Source organism: Streptomyces sp. NPDC016851 (assembly GCF_055562795.1).
On sequence record NZ_JBVHEP010000011.1, the window covers coordinates 226,201 to 243,628 of the forward strand.

General features: G+C 69.6%; 15 protein-coding genes. 8 read left to right on the forward strand and 7 right to left on the reverse strand.

The features are described 5' to 3' along the window. Positions 1-44: 44 nt before the first annotated feature. From ACZ3I3_RS19930 to ACZ3I3_RS19955, 6 genes are all read right to left on the reverse strand, one after another. The gene (locus ACZ3I3_RS19930) at positions 45-2,555 is read right to left on the reverse strand and encodes an ATP-binding cassette domain-containing protein (protein WP_467366793.1); all 2,511 of its coding nucleotides are present in this window, start codon (positions 2,553-2,555) and stop codon (positions 45-47) included. A gap of 9 nt (positions 2,556-2,564) precedes the next feature. Next, entirely contained in the window at positions 2,565-3,746 is a 1,182-nt protein-coding gene (locus tag ACZ3I3_RS19935; RefSeq protein ID WP_467366795.1) for a substrate-binding domain-containing protein, read from the reverse strand. A gap of 230 nt (positions 3,747-3,976) precedes the next feature. Next, the gene (locus ACZ3I3_RS19940) at positions 3,977-4,882 is read right to left on the reverse strand and encodes an ABC transporter permease (RefSeq protein ID WP_467366797.1); all 906 of its coding nucleotides are present in this window, start codon (positions 4,880-4,882) and stop codon (positions 3,977-3,979) included. 167 nt (positions 4,883-5,049) lie between these two features. Continuing rightward, positions 5,050-6,498: an aldehyde dehydrogenase family protein gene (locus ACZ3I3_RS19945; protein WP_467366798.1), complete on the reverse strand. Its 1,449-nt coding sequence runs from the start codon at positions 6,496-6,498 to the stop codon at positions 5,050-5,052. A gap of 8 nt (positions 6,499-6,506) precedes the next feature. Next, complete coding sequence (locus ACZ3I3_RS19950) at positions 6,507-8,027, reverse strand: GMC family oxidoreductase (protein WP_467366800.1); 1,521 nt, start codon at positions 8,025-8,027, stop codon at positions 6,507-6,509. Between the two features lie 505 nt (positions 8,028-8,532). After that, a complete protein-coding gene (locus ACZ3I3_RS19955; RefSeq protein WP_467366802.1) occupies positions 8,533-9,249 on the reverse strand; it encodes an IclR family transcriptional regulator in 717 nt (238 codons plus the stop codon). Positions 9,250-9,433: 184 nt separating this feature from the next. On the opposite strand from ACZ3I3_RS19955, the gene ACZ3I3_RS19960 reads away from it, so the two are divergent. From ACZ3I3_RS19960 to ACZ3I3_RS19985, 6 genes are all read left to right on the forward strand, one after another. Next, positions 9,434-10,600, forward strand: coding sequence for a homogentisate 1,2-dioxygenase (locus tag ACZ3I3_RS19960; RefSeq protein WP_467366804.1), 1,167 nt, complete (start codon positions 9,434-9,436; stop codon positions 10,598-10,600). Next, complete coding sequence (locus ACZ3I3_RS19965; RefSeq protein ID WP_467366806.1) at positions 10,597-11,739, forward strand: alpha/beta hydrolase; 1,143 nt, start codon at positions 10,597-10,599, stop codon at positions 11,737-11,739. Before ACZ3I3_RS19960 ends, ACZ3I3_RS19965 begins: the two co-directional genes overlap by 4 nt. A 79-nt stretch (positions 11,740-11,818) precedes the next feature. Continuing rightward, the gene (locus tag ACZ3I3_RS19970) at positions 11,819-13,504 is read left to right on the forward strand and encodes an FAD-dependent monooxygenase (protein ID WP_467366808.1); all 1,686 of its coding nucleotides are present in this window, start codon (positions 11,819-11,821) and stop codon (positions 13,502-13,504) included. Then, complete coding sequence (locus ACZ3I3_RS19975) at positions 13,501-13,680, forward strand: hypothetical protein (protein ID WP_467366810.1); 180 nt, start codon at positions 13,501-13,503, stop codon at positions 13,678-13,680. Before ACZ3I3_RS19970 ends, ACZ3I3_RS19975 begins: the two co-directional genes overlap by 4 nt. Before the next feature lie 32 nt (positions 13,681-13,712). Continuing rightward, positions 13,713-14,495, forward strand: a complete 783-nt coding sequence (locus ACZ3I3_RS19980; RefSeq protein WP_467366812.1) for a CoA transferase subunit A — start codon at positions 13,713-13,715, stop codon at positions 14,493-14,495. Beyond that, positions 14,492-15,124 (forward strand): CoA transferase subunit B, encoded by a 633-nt coding sequence (locus ACZ3I3_RS19985; RefSeq protein ID WP_467366814.1) that lies wholly within the window; start codon positions 14,492-14,494, stop codon positions 15,122-15,124. The genes ACZ3I3_RS19980 and ACZ3I3_RS19985 overlap by 4 nt, the downstream gene beginning before the upstream one ends. A 208-nt stretch (positions 15,125-15,332) precedes the next feature. On the opposite strand, the gene ACZ3I3_RS19990 is transcribed toward ACZ3I3_RS19985, so the two are convergent. Beyond that, entirely contained in the window at positions 15,333-15,797 is a 465-nt protein-coding gene (locus tag ACZ3I3_RS19990) for a MarR family winged helix-turn-helix transcriptional regulator (RefSeq protein WP_467366816.1), read from the reverse strand. Positions 15,798-15,952: 155 nt separating this feature from the next. Here ACZ3I3_RS19990 and ACZ3I3_RS19995 point away from each other — a divergent pair, with 155 nt between their 5' ends. Next, positions 15,953-16,897: an NmrA/HSCARG family protein gene (locus tag ACZ3I3_RS19995; RefSeq protein WP_467366817.1), complete on the forward strand. Its 945-nt coding sequence runs from the start codon at positions 15,953-15,955 to the stop codon at positions 16,895-16,897. Positions 16,898-17,039: 142 nt separating this feature from the next. Continuing rightward, complete coding sequence (locus tag ACZ3I3_RS20000) at positions 17,040-17,420, forward strand: DoxX family protein (protein ID WP_467366819.1); 381 nt, start codon at positions 17,040-17,042, stop codon at positions 17,418-17,420. Positions 17,421-17,428 lie beyond the last annotated feature (8 nt).

A 17,428-nucleotide genomic window follows, 5' to 3' on the forward strand; every position in this document is an offset into this window, starting at 1 on the left:
GTGGTCTCCGTGGTGACTGGTCGGATGTGGGTCTGCTCCGGCTCTTATGCCGCGCGGGGCGTCCGGAGGCGCTCGGTGCGGCCTCGCCGGGCTCGGGAGTATCCGGCGGCGGCGAGGAGCACGGCGGCTCCAGCGAGCCAGTACTGCCAGGCCGTGCCGAAGCCGAGAAAGGAGGTCGCCGACTGGATCTCCTGGATGAGCACTGCGCCGATCAGGGCGCCGAGGAAGGACCCGCGCCCACCGAAGATGCTCGCGCCGCCGATCACGGCGGCGGTGACACTCGTGAGGGTGTAGGTGTTGCCGACGGTCGCGTCCCCGACGCCGACCTGTGCGGCGAGGATGAGCCCGCCGAGCGCGGCCAACAGCGAGCAGCCGCAGAACGCGAGCAGGTGTGACCGGGTGGCGCGGGCGCCTACGCGTCGAGCGCGTTGCTCGTTCGACCCGACGGCGCGGATCTCCCGTCCCCAGCCGCTACGGCGTAGCGCGAATTCGGCGATCAGGGCGAATGCCACGGCGACCAGGAACAGTGCGGGAACGCCGGCGACGGCACTGGTGAGCGTCGCGGTCAACGCAGGGTCGATGGACCCGGCCGGCGCGGGCCGCAGAAGGAGCGCGACTCCTACGAGAACGATGTAGCTCACGAGCGTGGCGATCACCGGGTTGAGCCGGACGGCCCGGACCAGCACCGTGTGCCCGAGGCCCACAAGGACCGCCACCGCGGCGGTGACCGTGATGGCGGCCACCAGGCCCCATAGGCCGGTGCCGTCCTCGGCCAGGATCGACAGCACCACCACGACGAGGCCGATGAGCGGGCCGACGGAGAGATCGATGGCGCCGACGAGCAGCACGAGCAGTTGCCCGAGGCTGACGAAGGCTCCGGCGGCGGCGACCAACAGCAGGTTGTACATGCTGCGTTCGCCCAGGAAGTTCGGGTTGACGCCGGCAACGTAGGCACCGAGCGCGAGCACCAGCAGTGCCAGCACGCCGACGGGGAGCTGATCGCCGGCGAGGAGCCGTCGCCATCGGATTCCGGGCTTGTTGTGCTGTGCGGCGGACGCGCGGGAGCGGTCGGAGGCGGTGACGGCTTGTCGAGTGATGTTGTGCTCGGTCACATCCGGCCCGGTCAACATCGCTATGACCTCGCCTTGGGAGAAGACGAGCACACGGTCGCACAAGCCCTCGAGTTCGACGGCGTCGGAGGACAGCACGACGACGGCTTTCCCGGCGGCGGCCTGGTCACGCAGCATGTGGTAGAGGTCGAGCCGTGAGCCGACGTCAACCCCGCGGGTGGGTTCGTCGGCGAGCAGGACGACGGGTCCGGCCAACAGCGACCGGGCGAAGAGCACCTTCTGCTGGTTGCCGCCGGACAGCGTTTCGACAGCCACGTCGGGAGAGGCCGCTTTGACGGCGGCCCGGTCGAGGCAGGGGTCGACCAGGACCTGTTCCCGGCGCGCTGACAGCAGGCCCATCCTGCGGGTTGACGGGAGTGCGAGCATGGCCCCGTTCTGCCTGACCGTCAGCGGCATGAACAGTCCCTCGACGTGCCGGTCACCCGGCAGGTGCACGATTCCCGCATCGCGCGCCCGGGCGGTGCCGAGGGAGCGGAGCGGGTGGCCGTCGACCCGCACTTCGCCGCGGCTGGGTTCCAGTCCGGCGAGCGCGCGCAGGAACTCCCGCTGCCCGTTGCCCTCCACACCAGCCAGCCCGACGATCTCGCCGGGTCGGACGGTGAGGTCGACGTTGTCGAACTTGGCACCGGACAGGCCGCGTACGTCCAGCGCCGGCGGACTGTGGGGTTGGGGGACTGCCTTGGCGGGGAAGCTGTGGTCGACTGAGCGGCCGATGATCAGTCGCAGGATGTCGTCGTCCGACAGGGCGTCGACCGCGAAGGTGCCGTGCGCCACGCCGTCGCGCAGCACGGTCAACCGATCGGCGATGCGACGGACCTCGGGCAGGCGGTGGGAGATGACGACCACTGCGGTCCCGCGGGCGGCCACCTGTCTGATCAAGCCGAAGAGGTGGTCGATCTCAGTGGCGGTCAGCGATTCGGTCGGCTCGTCGAGGATGAGGACCTTCGGCTGCTGGGCGAGGGCTTTGGCTATCTCGAGCAGGGTGCGGTCCGCGATGCCGAGCTCGGACAGCCGTGCTTGCGGCTCGAAGGTGGCACCGACGGTGTCGAGCAGAGTCCTGGCCCACTGCGGCGCGTGCCGCATCGGTGGGCGCCGGCCGGGATATTCGGCCAGCAGCAGGTTTTCCAGCACGTTGAGATCGTCGAGGAGGGAGGTGTGCTGATAGACCACGGCCAGGCCGTGGGCCTGCGCCTCGGTCACCGAGTTGTGCTCCAGTCTGGTGCCGTCGATCTCGATGACGCCGCGGTCCGGGATGATGGAACCGGCGGCGACACCGATCAGTGTTGACTTGCCGGCACCGTTCTCACCGACGAGGGCGTGCACCTCGCCGGCGGTGATGCTCAGCGAGACACCGCCGAGCGCAACCACACCGGGATAGGTCTTGACCACGTCAACGAGGTTCATCACCACGTGTGCGGTTGTCATCAGCTGCTCCTAGTTGGTCTTGCCGTATTGCTGGAGCGTTGCGGTGCTGACCTTCGCCGAGGAGATGCTGTCGATCGGTGCTTTCGGATCGCACTGTGGCGCCTTGCCGCTGAGGGAGTTCTCGTAAAGCGGCAGGTCGTAGCTGCTGGGCTCGTTCCATGCGACTCCCGCGGCGAGGGCGACGGCCTTGCGGGCGGCTACGCGGCCCAGCCAGGTCCGGGAGGAGATGGTCGTGGCCTGCAGTCGTGGGTTGTCCGGCTTGTGTTTGGTGTAGGCGCAGCCGAACTCGTTGGAATCGAGGGCGGTGAACGGCACCATGGGCCGGTGAGCGGCGACGAAGGCGCGCATCGCGCCCACCATGGACGGGCCGTCCTCGGACAGCACGCCGTCGATCTCCGGGTACTTCGCCAGCAGCGCGGCCATCACCTTCTGTGCCTGCGCGGGATCCCAGTTGGTGACCGGCCAATCGGTGTAGCCGGTCAACAGCTTGATCTTCGGATGCTGACGGAACACCGTTTGGAAGCCCCGCAACATGCCCTGGCCGACGGGGTTGCCGGCAGGGCCTCCGATATAGACGACGTTGCCGCTGCCGTGCAGAGCGCTCACCATCCACTGGGCGTACTGCGCGCCGGCGGCGGTGGTGTCCCAGTCGACGTAGTCCGCGTAGTCCTGTCCCAAGGTGCCGCCGGGGGCCGCGCCCCAGGTGACCACCTTGACCCCGGCGCGGGTCGCGGCTCGCAAGGCCGGGAGTTGGGCCTTGCCGAAGTCCGGAATGATCACTAGCGCGTCCACGCCCTGTGCGACCAGGCTGTTGATGTCGGAGATCGCCTTCTGCAGGTCGCCGCCCCCGGTCAGGACCTTCTGGTTGACGTTCGTGCATTTCGCCAGCTCGGAGCGGACCGCGGCCATCGCATGCTGCGACCACGGATTGGCGCCGAAGCCGTCCTCGACGCCGACCGTGAGGCGCTTGGTACCGCAGAAGGAGGTGCCGGGGAGCACGCCGGCGTGCGCGATCTCGTCAGCCTCGGTGGCCCGAGCCGCGGTCGTGTCGCTGTTGGCGGACTGGTGACTGTTCGTGGTGCCGGGGGCGGCCGAGCAGGCGGCGAGGATCAGTGCGAGCGCGGCGCCGCCGCATGCTTGCCACAACCGGCGTCTGCGGGTGGATGGGACAACGGGTGATCTGTACGTCATGGCGGTGTCCTAGTGTTCTGAGTGAGACTCGGGATGGTCGTTCCAGTCGGCGGGTCCAGGCTTGAGGACGGCGGTGCCGAGTCGGCGCTGGAGGAGAGGCCGATGAACGCCACGCACTGTTCGTCGCGCTCGATGGCCGCGGCGACCGCATGTCGCGGCCGGCACGGAGCGCGACGCGCCTCGATCGGCGGTGAATCGCTTGCGGCAGCGGGCGTGGGGGTCCTGGTTCGTCAGGTGCGGGCCGGGATCCGCCGAGCCGATACGGCCAGCGCGATCACCGCCCCTTGGACGATGTACTGGCCGGACGCGGGCACGCCCATGCCGAGCACGACCTGGCCGAGCTGGGTCAGGAAGAGGGCGCCGACCGCCGTGGCCACGACGCTGCCGGCGCCACCGGCCAGGCTGGTGCCGCCGAGGACGACGGCCGCGATGCTCGGCATCAGGTAGTCCGTGCCGCCGAACAGGCTCACCCGGCCCAGGAAACCGGCGAGCAACACTCCCGCAGCCGCCGCGCACACGCTCGCGCAGACGTAGGTGCCGACCTGGTATGACCGCACGCGGATGCCGGCCGCCCGGGCGGCCGCCGGGCTGACCCCGGCGGCGAGGAAGCGTCGGCCCATCACCGTCTTGTCCACCAGGATGGTGACGAGCAGCAGGACCAGCACGGCGATCCACACCGTGTGCGGGACACCGAAGGTCGAGCCGAGTGCGAAGCTCGCCAGGTTGGTGGGGGTGGGTGCGGCGATGCTGCCACCACTGACCTGCAGCACAAGTCCCATCAGTAGGGCGTTGACACCCAACGTGGCCACCAGCGGAGTCACGTCCAGCCAGGTGATCGCCAAGCCGTTGATCAGCCCGGCGGTCAGTGCCACCGCGATCACTATGCCGAGGGCCGCCGGCAGCTTGGCCGGATCGCCGCCGGTAGTCACCGCGACCAGCACCGCCGAGACCGACAGCACGCCCGGGATGGACAGGTCCAGGCCACGCTGGCGCACCACCAGGGTCTGCCCGGTCGAGGCCAGCGCCATGATCGCGGCGAAGGGCAGCATGCCTGCGATCGCGCTCCGCGACAAGCTCCCCGGGGCCAGCGCCGGGCTCAGGGTGAACAGGACGATCGTGGCCAGGCAGATCGTCATCGTCGGCCGACGGGCAAGCGCCCGCAGGCGGCCGAGCGGCGACCTGCCGGTCGTCTGCGTCTCCGCCCCTCCTCGCGGCCCGGGGTCTGCCGGATCTGTGCCGCGTGCTTCGGGGGTGGTCGCTCTGGACGGTCTGGCCCCGGACGCCGTCGGCTGGGGGCGGCCGGTCATGACAGGTTCGTCCAGATGCCCTTGACTTCGGTGTAGGCCTCGACGGCCTGCCACCCCATCTCGCGGCCGATGCCGGAGGCCTTGCGTCCGCCCCACGGCGCTGCCGGATCCTGCACGGGCAGGGAGTTGATGTACACCGCTCCGGCCTTCAGCCGCCGCGCGAGCCGGTTGGCGCGGCCGACATCGCGGGTCCAGACGCTGGCCACCAGGCCGTACGGCGTGTCGTTGGCGCGTGCGACGACGTCGTCCTCGTCCTCGTAGGACAGGATCGACAGCACCGGGCCGAAGATCTCCTCCTTGGCGATCGTCATCGAGTCGGCCACGTCGGTGAAGACGGCCGGCCGGAGGAAGAACCCCTTCGCGAGGTCACCTGAGGTGGCCCGCTCCCCACCCGTCAGCAAGGTCGCGCCTTGGTCGACGCCGAGTTGGACATAGCGCATCACGCGCTCCAGCTGCTCGGCGGAGACGAGCGGACCGAGCTGGGTGGCCGGGTCCATGCCGTTGCCCAGGCCCATGCCGGAGACGGCGGCAGTGATCTTCGTGGCGAACTCGTCGATGCGGCTGGCATGGACGTACATCCGCGCGTACTGCGCGCAGATCTGGCCGGCGTTGAACAGCCCGCCCAGCAGGTTGCCCATGACCGCGGCGTCGATGTCGGCGTCCGCGGCGATGATGCTGGGCGCCTTGCCACCGAGCTCCAGCGACACGCGCGTCAGGCGGTCCGCGCTGGCGCGGAGGATCTCCTTGCCGACGTCGGTGGAGCCGGTGAAGGAGATCTTCGCGACTCCGGGGTGCCGGACCAGGGCCGCTCCTGTCGATCCGTCGCCGGTGAGCACGTTGATCACGCCGGGCGGGAAGCCGGCCCTGATTGCCAACCCGGCCAGGCGCAATGTGGACAGCGGTGCCTGTTCCGCGGGCTTGATCACCACGGTGTTGCCGGTGGCCAGCGCCGGGGCGAGTTTCCAGGCCAGGATCATCAGCGGCGCGTTCCACGGCGTGATCAGTCCACAGACACCCAGTGGCTCTCGCAGGGTGTGGTGGGCGAAGCCGGGCACCGACACCGGCGAGGTGACACCGGTGATCTTGGTGGTCCAGCCGGCGTAGTAGCGCAGGACGCTGATCACGTTGGGGAGGACGAACTGTTCGTTGAGCGCGACCGGCATGCCGTTGTCGAGGGTCTCGACCTCGGCCAGCTCGCGCGCGTTCTCTTCGACCAGGTCGGCCAGCCGCCACAGGAGCCGGCCCCGCTCGTCGGGCATCATGTCGGCCCACTCCGCGGACTCGAACGCACGTCCCGCCGCGTCGACCGCCGCGTCGACCTCAGAGGAGCCCGCTAGCGCGAGGTCACCGATGATCTCACCGGTCGCCGGATTGATCGTCTCGAATCGCTCGCCGGAGGAGTCGACCCACTCTCCGCCGATGAGCAGTTTGCCCTTGTCGTGCATAGCGGTCCTCACTTCCCGATGAGCAGGTCAGCGGCCCGCTCGGCGATCATGACGGTGGGGGCATGGGTGTTCCCGGACGGGACGTCGGGCATGACGGAGGCGTCCACCACTCGCAGTCCCTCGACGCCGTGGACGCGCAGTTGCGGATCCACGACCGCCTCCCGGTCGACGCCCATCCGGCAGGTACCGACCTGGTGGTGATAGGTCTGCACGCGGTTGCGGACGTAGTCGCGCAGCGCGTCCCGGCTGGTGACCTGGGTGCCCGGAGCCCACTCGTCCTTGCGCCACTCGCCCAGAGCAGGCTGGCGGCCGATCTCGCGGACCAGTTCGACGGAGTCGACCATCACTTCGAGGTCGTGCGGCTCGGCGAACACCTGTGGGTCCAGCGCGGGCGGCGTCGTCGGGTCGGCCGACCGCAGCCACAGACGCCCCCGGCTGAGCGGGCGTACGAGCCCGCCCAAGCAGGTGAACCCGTTCTGCGGCACGTTCGGGTCGTCTCCGAGGTAGGGCGCGTGAACCAGCAGCGGCTGTGTGTCCGGTGCGGTCAGACCGGGGTGGCTTTTCCAGAAGATGTTCACCTCCAGGCCCTGCGCCGCGGGTTGCGGCAGCGGCTGCGTGGTCTCCCACAGGACGGGGCAGATCAGGTGGTCGTGCAGATTGCCACCGACACCGGGGAGATCGGCGAGCACGTCGATGCCCAGAGACCGCAGCTGATCGGCCGGCCCGATGCCGGAGAGCAGCAGGAGCTGGGGCGACCCGATCGCGCCGCCGCTGACCACGACCTCGTTCTCCGCCCGCGCCTGCTCGGTACGCCCGTCGAGGACGTACTCCACCCCCACGCAGCGCTCGCCGTCGAACAGCAGACGCGACACGACGGCGCCGGTCACCACGGTCAGCGCGGGGTTGCCGAGGACAGGCTCGACGAAACTCGCCCAGGCGCTGCGGCGACGTCCGTCCCGCACGTTGAGTTGGGTATAGCTCGCCCCGAGGTATGCCGGGCTGTTCGGGTCGGAGATGAAGGGCAACCCCGCCTGGGTCGCCGCCGCGACGAACGCTGCGGCCAGGGGGTTCGGGTTCTTGATCCGGCCGACGGGCAGCGGTCCGCCGTGGCCGTGCAGTTCCGACGCGCCCTCCTCGTGGTCCTCGGACCGCTTGAAGTAGGGAAGAACCGAGTCCCAGTCCCAGCCGTAGCAGCCTCGATAGGCCCAGCTGTTGTAGTCCTCGGGAACGCCTCGGGCGTAGATCATGCCGTTGATCGAGCTGCTGCCGCCCACGACCTTGCCCCGCGGCCATCCCAGACGTCGCCCGGCGGCATGCTCCTGCGGTTCGGTGACGTAGGCGTAGTCGACCTCGGTGTGCCACAGTGCGAGCGAGCTCGCGGGGTCATGGATCTCGGGCCGTGTATCCAGCGGGCCGGCTTCGACGAGCAGGACACGTCGGCCCGCGTCGACGAGCCGACGAGCGAGCACCGAGCCCGCTGAGCCGGCGCCGACGACAACGTCGTCGTAGGTGGATGTTCCCTCGGTCATGCGTACTCCCGTACCGATCAAGACGGCTATTGCCCGCCCTGGAGAACCATTGGGATCGCGTTCGTTTGTCGAACTTGCGTGTTCGGAATATTGCGGCGCGGTTGCAGTGGTGTCAAGAGCCGCCGCGAGGACGGACATCTCCGACGAGAACGCGCTGCATCATCCGCCAGGGCGGTCATAGGGCGCCGGCATCCGATCAGGTCGATTCGAGGTGGTTCGAGTCGGTGCGGCAGGGCCCGTATGCGGGCGGACGGTCAGCGGATCGAACTCACAGCAGCCGAAAGGTGCGACGCACTCGTGTGATGGCAGGGCGGCGCGATGGGAAACGACTGCGGCAGGCAGCCGCGCGGCGGCGGTTCCCTGGGGCACCCTGACGTCCGGTCTTGCCGGTGGAGCTGCTGAGCCGACTGCTTGGCTCGACATCCATGGTTGCCTTCGCCGGGGACGGCGCGCCGCAGGCGCCATGAACTGCGTCCCGGGAGTCGGTCTGCGACCGATCCCCGTTCTACTCGTCCGCCGTTCCGGCGAGCAGCTCGGTGATCCGTTCGGCGGCCGTGGTCAGCGGATGCGCGTAGTCGGCGAAGCCCGGCGTTCGGGTGGTCGGCACGATGACCGCCAGGCTGGCGATCACCGAGCCGTCGCCGTCGCGGACCGGCACCGCCAGCCCGTAGGCGCCGACCCGCAGTTCGTCGTGGGTGACCGCGTAGCCCAGCGCCTGGACCTCCGACAGGCGCCGGTGGATCCGCTCAGGTTCCTCGACATGAGCGAGGAGGGCCTCGCGCTCCGCCGCGTCGAGGAAGGCGAGCAGTGCCAGCCCGCTGGCGCCGAGCGTGATCGGATGGCGGTAGCCGAGGTCGTACTGGACGCGTACGAGGTGGTGCGAGCCGGTCACCTGCTCGACGACAACCGCCTGGTCGTCCTCGCGGACGGCGAGCACCAGCGTTTCGTTCAGTTTGTCGGCGAGAGCGGTCATGACCTCCCGCGCCACCGCCCGGAACTCAGGTTCGTACCGATCCGCCATGCGCATCAGTACGGCGCCGAGGGCGTAACGGTCGCCACGCTTGGTCACGAACCCCCGCCCCTGCAGTGTGGCCAGCAGGCGGTGCACGACTGTGCGGTTCAGCCCCGTCGCCCGGGCGAGTTCGACCGGGGTCTGTGCACCCTGATCGGCGATCCGCAGCAACAGGACCAACGCCTGGTCGGCGGTCTTGGAGATCTCCACCCTAGCCCCCTCGAACTTGGCGAGTCGCAAAACGAACGATAGCGCGGAGCATCTTCTCGCCCTGCGTCAGAAGCCCTTGCGCTTGGGCCACGTGCGTTGACAAAGCCTTGGTCACCGGCCACGATGAATCAAGAATCGAACTTGCATGTTCGTTTAACGAACCCATAGGGGAGAGTTGGATCACGTGCCTTACTTCATGCACCTGGGCGAGACACCCCGCACCCGGCACACCCAGTTCCGACGGCCTGACGGTGTTCTCTACCGCGAGGAGCTGATGGGCGAAGAGGGCTTCGTCTCGGATTCCTCGCTTCTGTACCACCGAGAGGCACCGACCGACGTGGTCACGGTGGAGGCGGTAGAAGGAGCCCGGCCACCGCTGGTCGCGAACTTCCCGCTCAAGCCGTGGCACCTGCGCCCGCACCACCTCGCCGGCGACAAGGGCGACCTGGTCCGGGACCGGCACGTACTGCTCGGCAACGACGACGTGGTCATGACCTACGCGGTCGCCGACGAGCCCTCCCCCCTCTACCGCAACGCCATAGGCGACGAGCTGGTGTACATCGAGGCGGGCAGTGGACGGCTCGAGTCGGTGTTCGGCACCCTGGAGGTCGGCAAGGGCGACTACGTGATCGTGCCGACCGCCACCACCCACCGCTGGGTCCCGGCCGACGGCGACGTACTGCACGCGGTGGTGTTCGAAGCCTCCGGACACGTGCGGCCGCCCAGGCGCTTCCTCTCCGAGGCCGGGCAGTTCCTGGAGCACGCGCCCTACTGCGAGATGGACCTGCGACGCCCCGAAGGCCCGTTGCTCGCCGAGGGCACCGACGTCGAGGTCCTGGTGCGCAACCGGGACGGCGTCACCCGCTACGTGCACGCGACCCATCCGTTCGACGTGGTGGGCTGGTTCGGCTGCCTGTACCCGTACGCCTTCAACATCGCCGACTTCTCGCCCGTCACCGGCTCCCTGCACCGGCCGCCGCCGGTGCACCAGACCTTCGAAGGACCGGGCTTCGTCATCTGCTCCTTCGTGCCCCGTCTGTTCGACTACCACCCCGACGCGGTGCCCGTCCCGCCGTTCCACGCCAACGTCGACTCCGACGAGGTGCTGTTCTACGCCGACGGCAGTTTCATGAGCCGCAAGGGCACGGGCATCGGCCAGGGCTCGGTCTCGCTGCACCCCGCCGGGTTCATCCACGGCCCGCACCCGGGCAGCATCGAGGCCGCGCTCAGCGCCCGGCGGACGGAGGAGACCGCCGTCATGCTCGACACCTACCGGCCCCTGCGCCTCGGCACGGCCGCCATGGACTGCGAGGACCCCGAATACCTGAGCAGCTGGCGGGTCCGGCGATGAACACACCCGACCGGGAGCTGCTGGCGGTGCCCATGCGCACCCCCGCATCCGCGAACGAGATCTACTCCGGCGTGGCCCGGATGGCGGGGACGCTGTGGTGCACCCGGCACCGGGCACGGCCGGGGAAGATCGCCCGCACCGCGGTGGTCGCCGTCCACCCGTCGTCGAACTTCCTCGGGCACTACGCGCTGAGCGCCTTCGCCCGCGCGGGCGTGGACGCCATCGGCATGACCACCCGCTACATCGGCAACGACACCGCCCTGTTGCTGGAGAACTGCGTCGTCGACGTCGGGTCGGTCGTCCGGCACCTGCGGGAGGAGGGCTACGAGCGGGTCGTGCTCTTCGGCAACTCGGGGGGCGGAGGCCTCGTCTCGCTGTACCAGAACCAGGCCGAACACCCCACGATCACAGCGGCCCCGGCAGGCGGAGGACCCGACCTGACCCAGGCCGACCTGCCCCCTGCCGACGCGCTCGTCCTCGCGATGGCCCACCCCGGCCGGGCCCAGTTGCTCGCCGAGTGGCTCGACCCGGCGGTCCGCAGCGAGCAGGACCCGTTCGACCGCGACCCCGACCTGGACCTGTTCGACGCCCGGAACGGACCGCCGTACACACCGGAGTTCCTGCGCCGCTACCGCGCCGCGCAGGTCGAACGGAGCGAGGCGATCACCGCCTGGGCCGAGAAGAGGCTGGACGAACTGGACGAGCGCGGGATCGCGGACATGCCGTTCCTGGTGCACGGCGTCTGCGCGGACCCCCGGTTCCTGGACCTGTCGCTGGACCCGTCCGACCGCGAGCCGGGGACCCTGTGGGGCGACGCGTGGAACGCGAACTTCCAGCCGGCCGCGCTCGGGCACTACACGACCCTGCGCTCCTGGCTGTCCCAGTGGTCCCTGAGTCGTTCCCGCGGCGACGGCCCGGCCAGGCTGCGCACCGTCGACGCCCCCGTGCACGTCGTGTACGGCACCGCCGACCAGGGCTGTTTCCCCTCCCACGCCCGGGCCCTGTACGACGCGGTCCAGCACGACCGCAAGGCGCTGACCCCCATCAAGGGCGGCAAGCACTACCTGGTCGGCCAGCCGGAGCTCACCGCCCTCATGGTGGACACGCTCCTGGACTGGCTGGACGACGTGCCGGCATGACCCGCACGTCACCCCTTCCACCACACTGGGCGACGGGACGGCCGACGTCCCGGGGCGTACGCAGGAAAGGCCCTCACCGATGTACTTCGACTACGTCACCCATCCCGTCCACCTCCCTGGACTGACCGACGGGAAAGACCCTGTGCGTCATCGAGTCGTCATCGCCGGGGGCGGCCCCACCGGTCTGGCCCTCGCCCTGGGACTGGCCCGGTACGGCGTGCCCTCGGTGGTGCTGGAGTCCGACCGCACCGTCTGCGTCGGCAGCCGGGCCGCGTGCCTGTCGCGGCGCACGCTGGAGATCATGGCGCAGCTCGGCGCGGCGGACGCCTACCTGGCCAAGGGTCTGGCCTGGACCGGTGGCGTGAGCTACTACCGCGACACCGAGGTGCTGCGGTTCGCGATGCCGCACGACGAGAACCAGAAGTTCCCGCCGATGATCAACCTTCAGCAGTGCTACGCCGAGCAGTACCTGCTCGACGCCGCCGATCGGTACGGCGACGGCCTGGTCGAGGTCCGCTGGGGCAGCCGCGTCGAGGCCCTGCGGCAGAACCCGGACGGGGTCGACCTGGAGGTGCGCACCGACGACGGCGACACCTACACGATGACCGCCGACTGGCTGGTGGGCTGCGACGGCGCCCGCAGCACCGTGCGCGAGCAGCTCGGCCTGCGCCTTACGGGGACCGCGTACGAGGGCCGGTACGTCATCGTCGACGTCGAGCTGAAGACCGACCGGCCCGCGCTGCGCTACGCCTGGTTCGACCCGCCGTCCAACCCCGGCTCCACGCTGCTCATGCACCGGCAGCCCGACGACATCTGGCGCCTGGACTACCAGTTGCTGCCGGACGAGGATCCCCAAGAGGCGGTGCGGCCGGAGAACGTGATGCCGCGAGTGCGCAGCCACCTGCGGATGATCGGCGAACGCGACGACGTCGAACCGGTGTGGATCTCGGTCTACAAGGCCAACGCCCTCACACTCGACTCCTACCGGCACGGCCGCGTCCTGTTCGCCGGGGACGCCGCGCACCTGGTCCCGATCTTCGGCGTGCGGGGCATGAACTCCGCCATCGACGACACCCACAACCTCGCCTGGAAGCTGGCGTTCGTCGTGGGCGGCCACTCGCCGGTCGACCTGCTGGACACCTACTCGACGGAGCGGGTGCACGCGGGCCGGGAGAACATCCGGTATGCCTCCAAGAGCACCGAGTTCATGGCGCCGCCCTCCTTCGCGTTCGACACCATGCGCACGGCCGTACTCGGCCTGACCGCCGAGGGACACACCTGGGCCTCCTCGCTGATCAACCCGCGGCAGACACAGCCGATCTCCTACGGGGGCTGCGGATTCACGGGGCCCGCCGACGCTTTCGACGACGGCCCGCGACCGGGCGATGTCCTGCCCGAATGCCCCCTCACCCTCACGGGCGGCAAGGAGGGCCACCTCACCGACCTGCTCGGCTCACGGATCACGGTGCTCGCCTTCACCGCCGACGGCGAACTCGCCCCCGGCCTGCGGGCGGAGCTGGACGCGCTGGCCGCCGGACCGGTGCCGCTGGCCACGGCCGTGATCTCCGCCGCGCCGACGCGGACCGCGTCCCACGACCACACCGGGCGGCTGTTCCCCCTCTGCGGCGCCCAGCCGGGAACCGTCTGCCTGATCCGCCCGGACGGGCACCTGTACGCACGCCGGCAGCACCCGAGGCCCGGCGAGATCCGGGCCTGGGCGGAGGCCATGACCGTCGGACGCGGCATCGGAAGGGACACGCGGTGAACGCCGAACAACTGGACGAGATCTATTCGGAGATCTGCCACCGGATGACCGCGGCGGGCGAGGACGGGGCGCTGCTCTACCTGAGCCGGCTCGCCCTGCTGCTCGCCCACGAGGTGGACGACGCCGAACGCGTCCGCACGGCCGTCGAGGTGGCCGCGACACCCGACGGCCGGTAACCCCCTGTCCGCTGCGCGCTTCTGGAGGAAGTTTGCGAATCGACAAGACCATCGACGACTCCGCACTCGCACAGGTGCTCGCCGCGATACGCCCGGGATCGACGCTCGCCGTCGGCGGTTTCGGCCTCTGCGGCACCCCCATGTCCCTGATCCAGGCCCTGCATGCCACGGGCGTGGACGACCTGCGCGTGGTGTCCAACAACTGCGGCGTGGACGACTGGGGCCTGGGCATCCTGCTGCGCGACCGTCGGCTCTCCCGCGTCACCGCCTCCTACGTCGGCGAGAACAAGGAGTTCGCCCGCCAGTACCTCACCGGCGAGTTGGAGGTCGAACTCATCCCGCAGGGCACCCTCGCGGAGAAACTCCGCGCCGGAGGCTGCGGCATTCCCGCCTTCTACACACCCGCCGGCGTCGGAACCCCGCTCGCCGATGGCGGCCTGCCCTGGCGCCACCACCCCGACGGCACGGTCGCCGTCGCCTCACCTTCCAAGGAGACACGCGTCTTCGGCGACCGGGAGCACATCCTGGAGGAGGCCATCACCGCCGACGTCGCCCTGGTGCACGCCGCGCGGGGGGACCGGCACGGCAACCTCGTCTACGCCTCCTCGGCGCACAACTTCAACCCCCTGTGCGCGATGGCGGCCAGGGTCACCATCGCGCAGGTCGAGGAACTCGTCGAGCCGGGAGAACTGGACCCCGCCGGCATTCACACCCCCGGCATCTTCGTCGACCACGTCCTGCCCCTGCACGGCCCGGCCGCCAAGCGCATCGAGCGCCTCACCGTCCGCCCCCGACCCGGCAGCGTGCCCGCATGAGCTTGACCCGCGACCAGCTCGCCGCCCGTGCCGCCCGGGAACTGCGCCCCGGCGACCACGTGAACCTCGGCATCGGCCTGCCCACCCTGGTGCCCGGCCACCTGCCGGACGGCGTCGAGGTGGTCCTGCACTCGGAGAACGGCATCCTCGGCGTCGGCCCCTATCCGTACCAGGGCGGTGAGAACCCCGACCTGATCAACGCCGGCAAGGAGACGGTGACGGTCCGCCCAGGCGCCTCGTTCTTCGACTCCGCCCTGAGCTTCGGCATGATCCGCGGCGGCCACATCGACGTCGCTCTCCTGGGCGCCATGCAGGTCTCCGCCCACGGCGACCTGGCCAACTGGATGATCCCCGGCAGAATGGTCAAGGGGATGGGCGGCGCCATGGACCTCGTACACGGCGCCCGGCGCGTCATCGTCGTCATGGAGCACACCACCCGGGACGGCGACCCCAAGATCGTCCAGGACTGCTCGTTGCCGCTGACCGGGCGCGCGGTCGTCGACCGGATCATCACCGACCTGGCCGTCATCGACGTCACCGACGACGGCCTCATCCTGCGCGAACTCGCGCCTGACGTCACATTCGAGCAGGTCCAGCGGGCGACCGAAGCGGCCCTGACAGCTGGCTGACCGGGTCAGCGAGGGCCAGGACCAGACGGCGCGCCGAGAGTTCCGCGTAGACCTGGGAGTCGGACCGCGTGACGTGTTTGTCGATGAGTCGGTCGGCCGGAAGGGCGTATGCGGCTGCATCGGCAATGCCTGGCTGTCTGGTGGGTCCTCTGATGACGGGTGAAGTCGGTAATCGGCGGTGGCACCAGTGCGAGGACCGCGGTGAAGGTCACGGTGACTCGTTGTCCAGCTGTTCGAGGATGCGGTTGGAGAGCCGTGCGAAGGTGGCGAGTTCGTCCGGGCTGAGGGCGTCGATGACCAGGCGGCGGACCGTGGCTACATGGTGGGGTGCGGCGGCCTCGATGGTTTTGCGGCCGGCCGGTGTGATGGCGACGACGGCACCGCGTCCGTCCTCGGCGCATTCCTCCCGGGTCACCAGGCCGCGTTTGGTCATCCTGGCGATCTGGTGGGACAGGCGGCTCTGTTCCCACTCGATGGTGTTGGCGAGGTCCTGGAATCGTTGCCGACCGTCGGGGGTGTCGGTGAGGGCGACGAGGATCTGGAAGTCGGCGCCGGACAGTTTGTGCGCCTTCAGGTCACGCTCCAGCGTGGCCCAGAGCTTCTGGTGCAGGCGGATGAAGGCACGCCAGGCGTGCTGCTCGGCGGGACTCAGCCACGCGGGTGTGTCGCTCATACGCAGCGAGTTTACCTGATTGCTTGACACGTCATGCACCTGCGCCTAACGTACATGACACATCATCTGACACGTCATGTACTTCCGGGCGGAGATAGATGATGTGACATGCAGTGGGGGTGCCTCACCCCTGCCCCAACAAGAAGGAGAAGGCCGTGGCGGAGAAGAAAGTGATCGCGGTGGTCGGCGCGACCGGTTCCCAGGGCGGCGGGCTGGCCAGGGCGATCCTGGCCGACGCCGGCGGCGGGTTCGCGGTACGTGCCCTGACTCGTCGCCCCGACTCGGACACCGCACGCGAGCTCACGGCCCTGGGCGCCGAGGTGGTGAAGGCCGACACCGGCGACCTGCGGAGCCTGACGGAGGCGTTCGACGGGGCGCATGGGGCGTTCCTGGTGACCAACTTCTGGGAGCACATGTCGCCCGAGCAGGAGAAGCAGCAGGCGGCAACCATGGCCCGGGCCGCCAAGGCCGCCGGAGTGGCCCATGTGATCTGGTCGACGCTGGAGGACACCCGCGATTACATCCCGCTCGACGACGAGCGCATGCCGACGCTGCTGGGCGGCTACAAGGTGCCGCACTTCGACGCCAAGGCCGAGGCCAACCAGTTCTTCACCGATGCCGGGGTGCCGACCACCTTCCTGCAGACCACTTTCTACTGGGAGAACCTGCTCGGCCCGATGGCGCCGCGACGGGGAGACGACGGTCGGCTCATGCTGGCCATGCCGATGGCCGACAGCCTGCTCGCCGGCATCGCCGCCGAAGACATCGGCAAGACCGCCTACGGCATCTTCCGCCGCGGCGGTGATCTCGTGGGCCGCACCGTGTCCATCGCCGGCGAGCACCTGACCGGCAAGCAGATGGCCGAGCACCTCAGCGCGGCCCTGGGTGAAGAGGTGGCGTACGTGCCGGTGCCCTTCGACGTGATGCGGGCCCAGCCGTTCCCCGCCGCGGCCGAGACGGGGAACATGTTCCAGTTCTATGCGGAGGTGCCGCAGTTCAACGCGGTCCGCGACCTCGACGCCGTCCGCGACCTGAACCCGCAACTGCAGACGTTCCAGCAGTGGCTGGACGCACACAAGCCCGCCTTCGCCGGCGCCTGACGGGCGACCCGGCGGATCTTATTCCACGCATCTGATTCCCAGGGCCCCGGCGTTATCGCGAAATGCCGCTTTCGTCCCGCACATCGGGACGCATCACGAGAACGTCGGGGCCCTGTCTTCCTCCCTTTTGATTGGTCAACTGATGAACATCGTTTTGTGGATTCTGGCCGGCCTGCTCGCCGCGCTCTTCCTGGCAGCCGGCGGCGCGAAGCTGGCCCAGCCGAAGGAGAAGCTCGCCGCCTCGCCGAACATGGCGTGGGCCGAGGACTTCTCTCCGGGCATGCTCAAGCTGATCGGCGCCCTGGAGGTGCTGGCCGCGGTCGGGTTGATCCTGCCCGCCGCGCTGGACATCGTCCCCGTCCTGGTGCCGCTGGCCGCCGTCGGCCTCGTGCTGCTGATGGCCGGGGCGGCGATCACCCACGCCAGGCGCAAGGAGTCCAGCGCGATCGTGACGACCCTCGTGCTGATCGTGCTGGCCGGTGCGGTGGCATGGGGCCGCTTCGGCCCGTACCCCTTCGCCTGATCGCCGGC

What these genes read in the sequence shown, in the direction of transcription:
- ACZ3I3_RS19935 (WP_467366795.1), bottom strand. Translation starts at nt 3,746, where the DNA reads ATGACGTACAGATCACCCGTTGTCCCATCCACCCGCAGACGCCGGTTG.
- ACZ3I3_RS19985 (WP_467366814.1), top strand. Translation starts at nt 14,492, where the DNA reads ATGAGCTTGACCCGCGACCAGCTCGCCGCCCGTGCCGCCCGGGAACTG.
- ACZ3I3_RS19930 (WP_467366793.1), bottom strand. Translation starts at nt 2,555, where the DNA reads ATGACAACCGCACACGTGGTGATGAACCTCGTTGACGTGGTCAAGACC.
- ACZ3I3_RS19950 (WP_467366800.1), bottom strand. Translation starts at nt 8,027, where the DNA reads ATGACCGAGGGAACATCCACCTACGACGACGTTGTCGTCGGCGCCGGC.
- ACZ3I3_RS19990 (WP_467366816.1), bottom strand. Translation starts at nt 15,797, where the DNA reads ATGAGCGACACACCCGCGTGGCTGAGTCCCGCCGAGCAGCACGCCTGG.
- ACZ3I3_RS20000 (WP_467366819.1), top strand. Translation starts at nt 17,040, where the DNA reads ATGAACATCGTTTTGTGGATTCTGGCCGGCCTGCTCGCCGCGCTCTTC.
- ACZ3I3_RS19965 (WP_467366806.1), top strand. Translation starts at nt 10,597, where the DNA reads ATGAACACACCCGACCGGGAGCTGCTGGCGGTGCCCATGCGCACCCCC.
- ACZ3I3_RS19970 (WP_467366808.1), top strand. Translation starts at nt 11,819, where the DNA reads ATGTACTTCGACTACGTCACCCATCCCGTCCACCTCCCTGGACTGACC.
- ACZ3I3_RS19945 (WP_467366798.1), bottom strand. Translation starts at nt 6,498, where the DNA reads ATGCACGACAAGGGCAAACTGCTCATCGGCGGAGAGTGGGTCGACTCC.
- ACZ3I3_RS19940 (WP_467366797.1), bottom strand. Translation starts at nt 4,882, where the DNA reads ATGACGATCTGCCTGGCCACGATCGTCCTGTTCACCCTGAGCCCGGCG.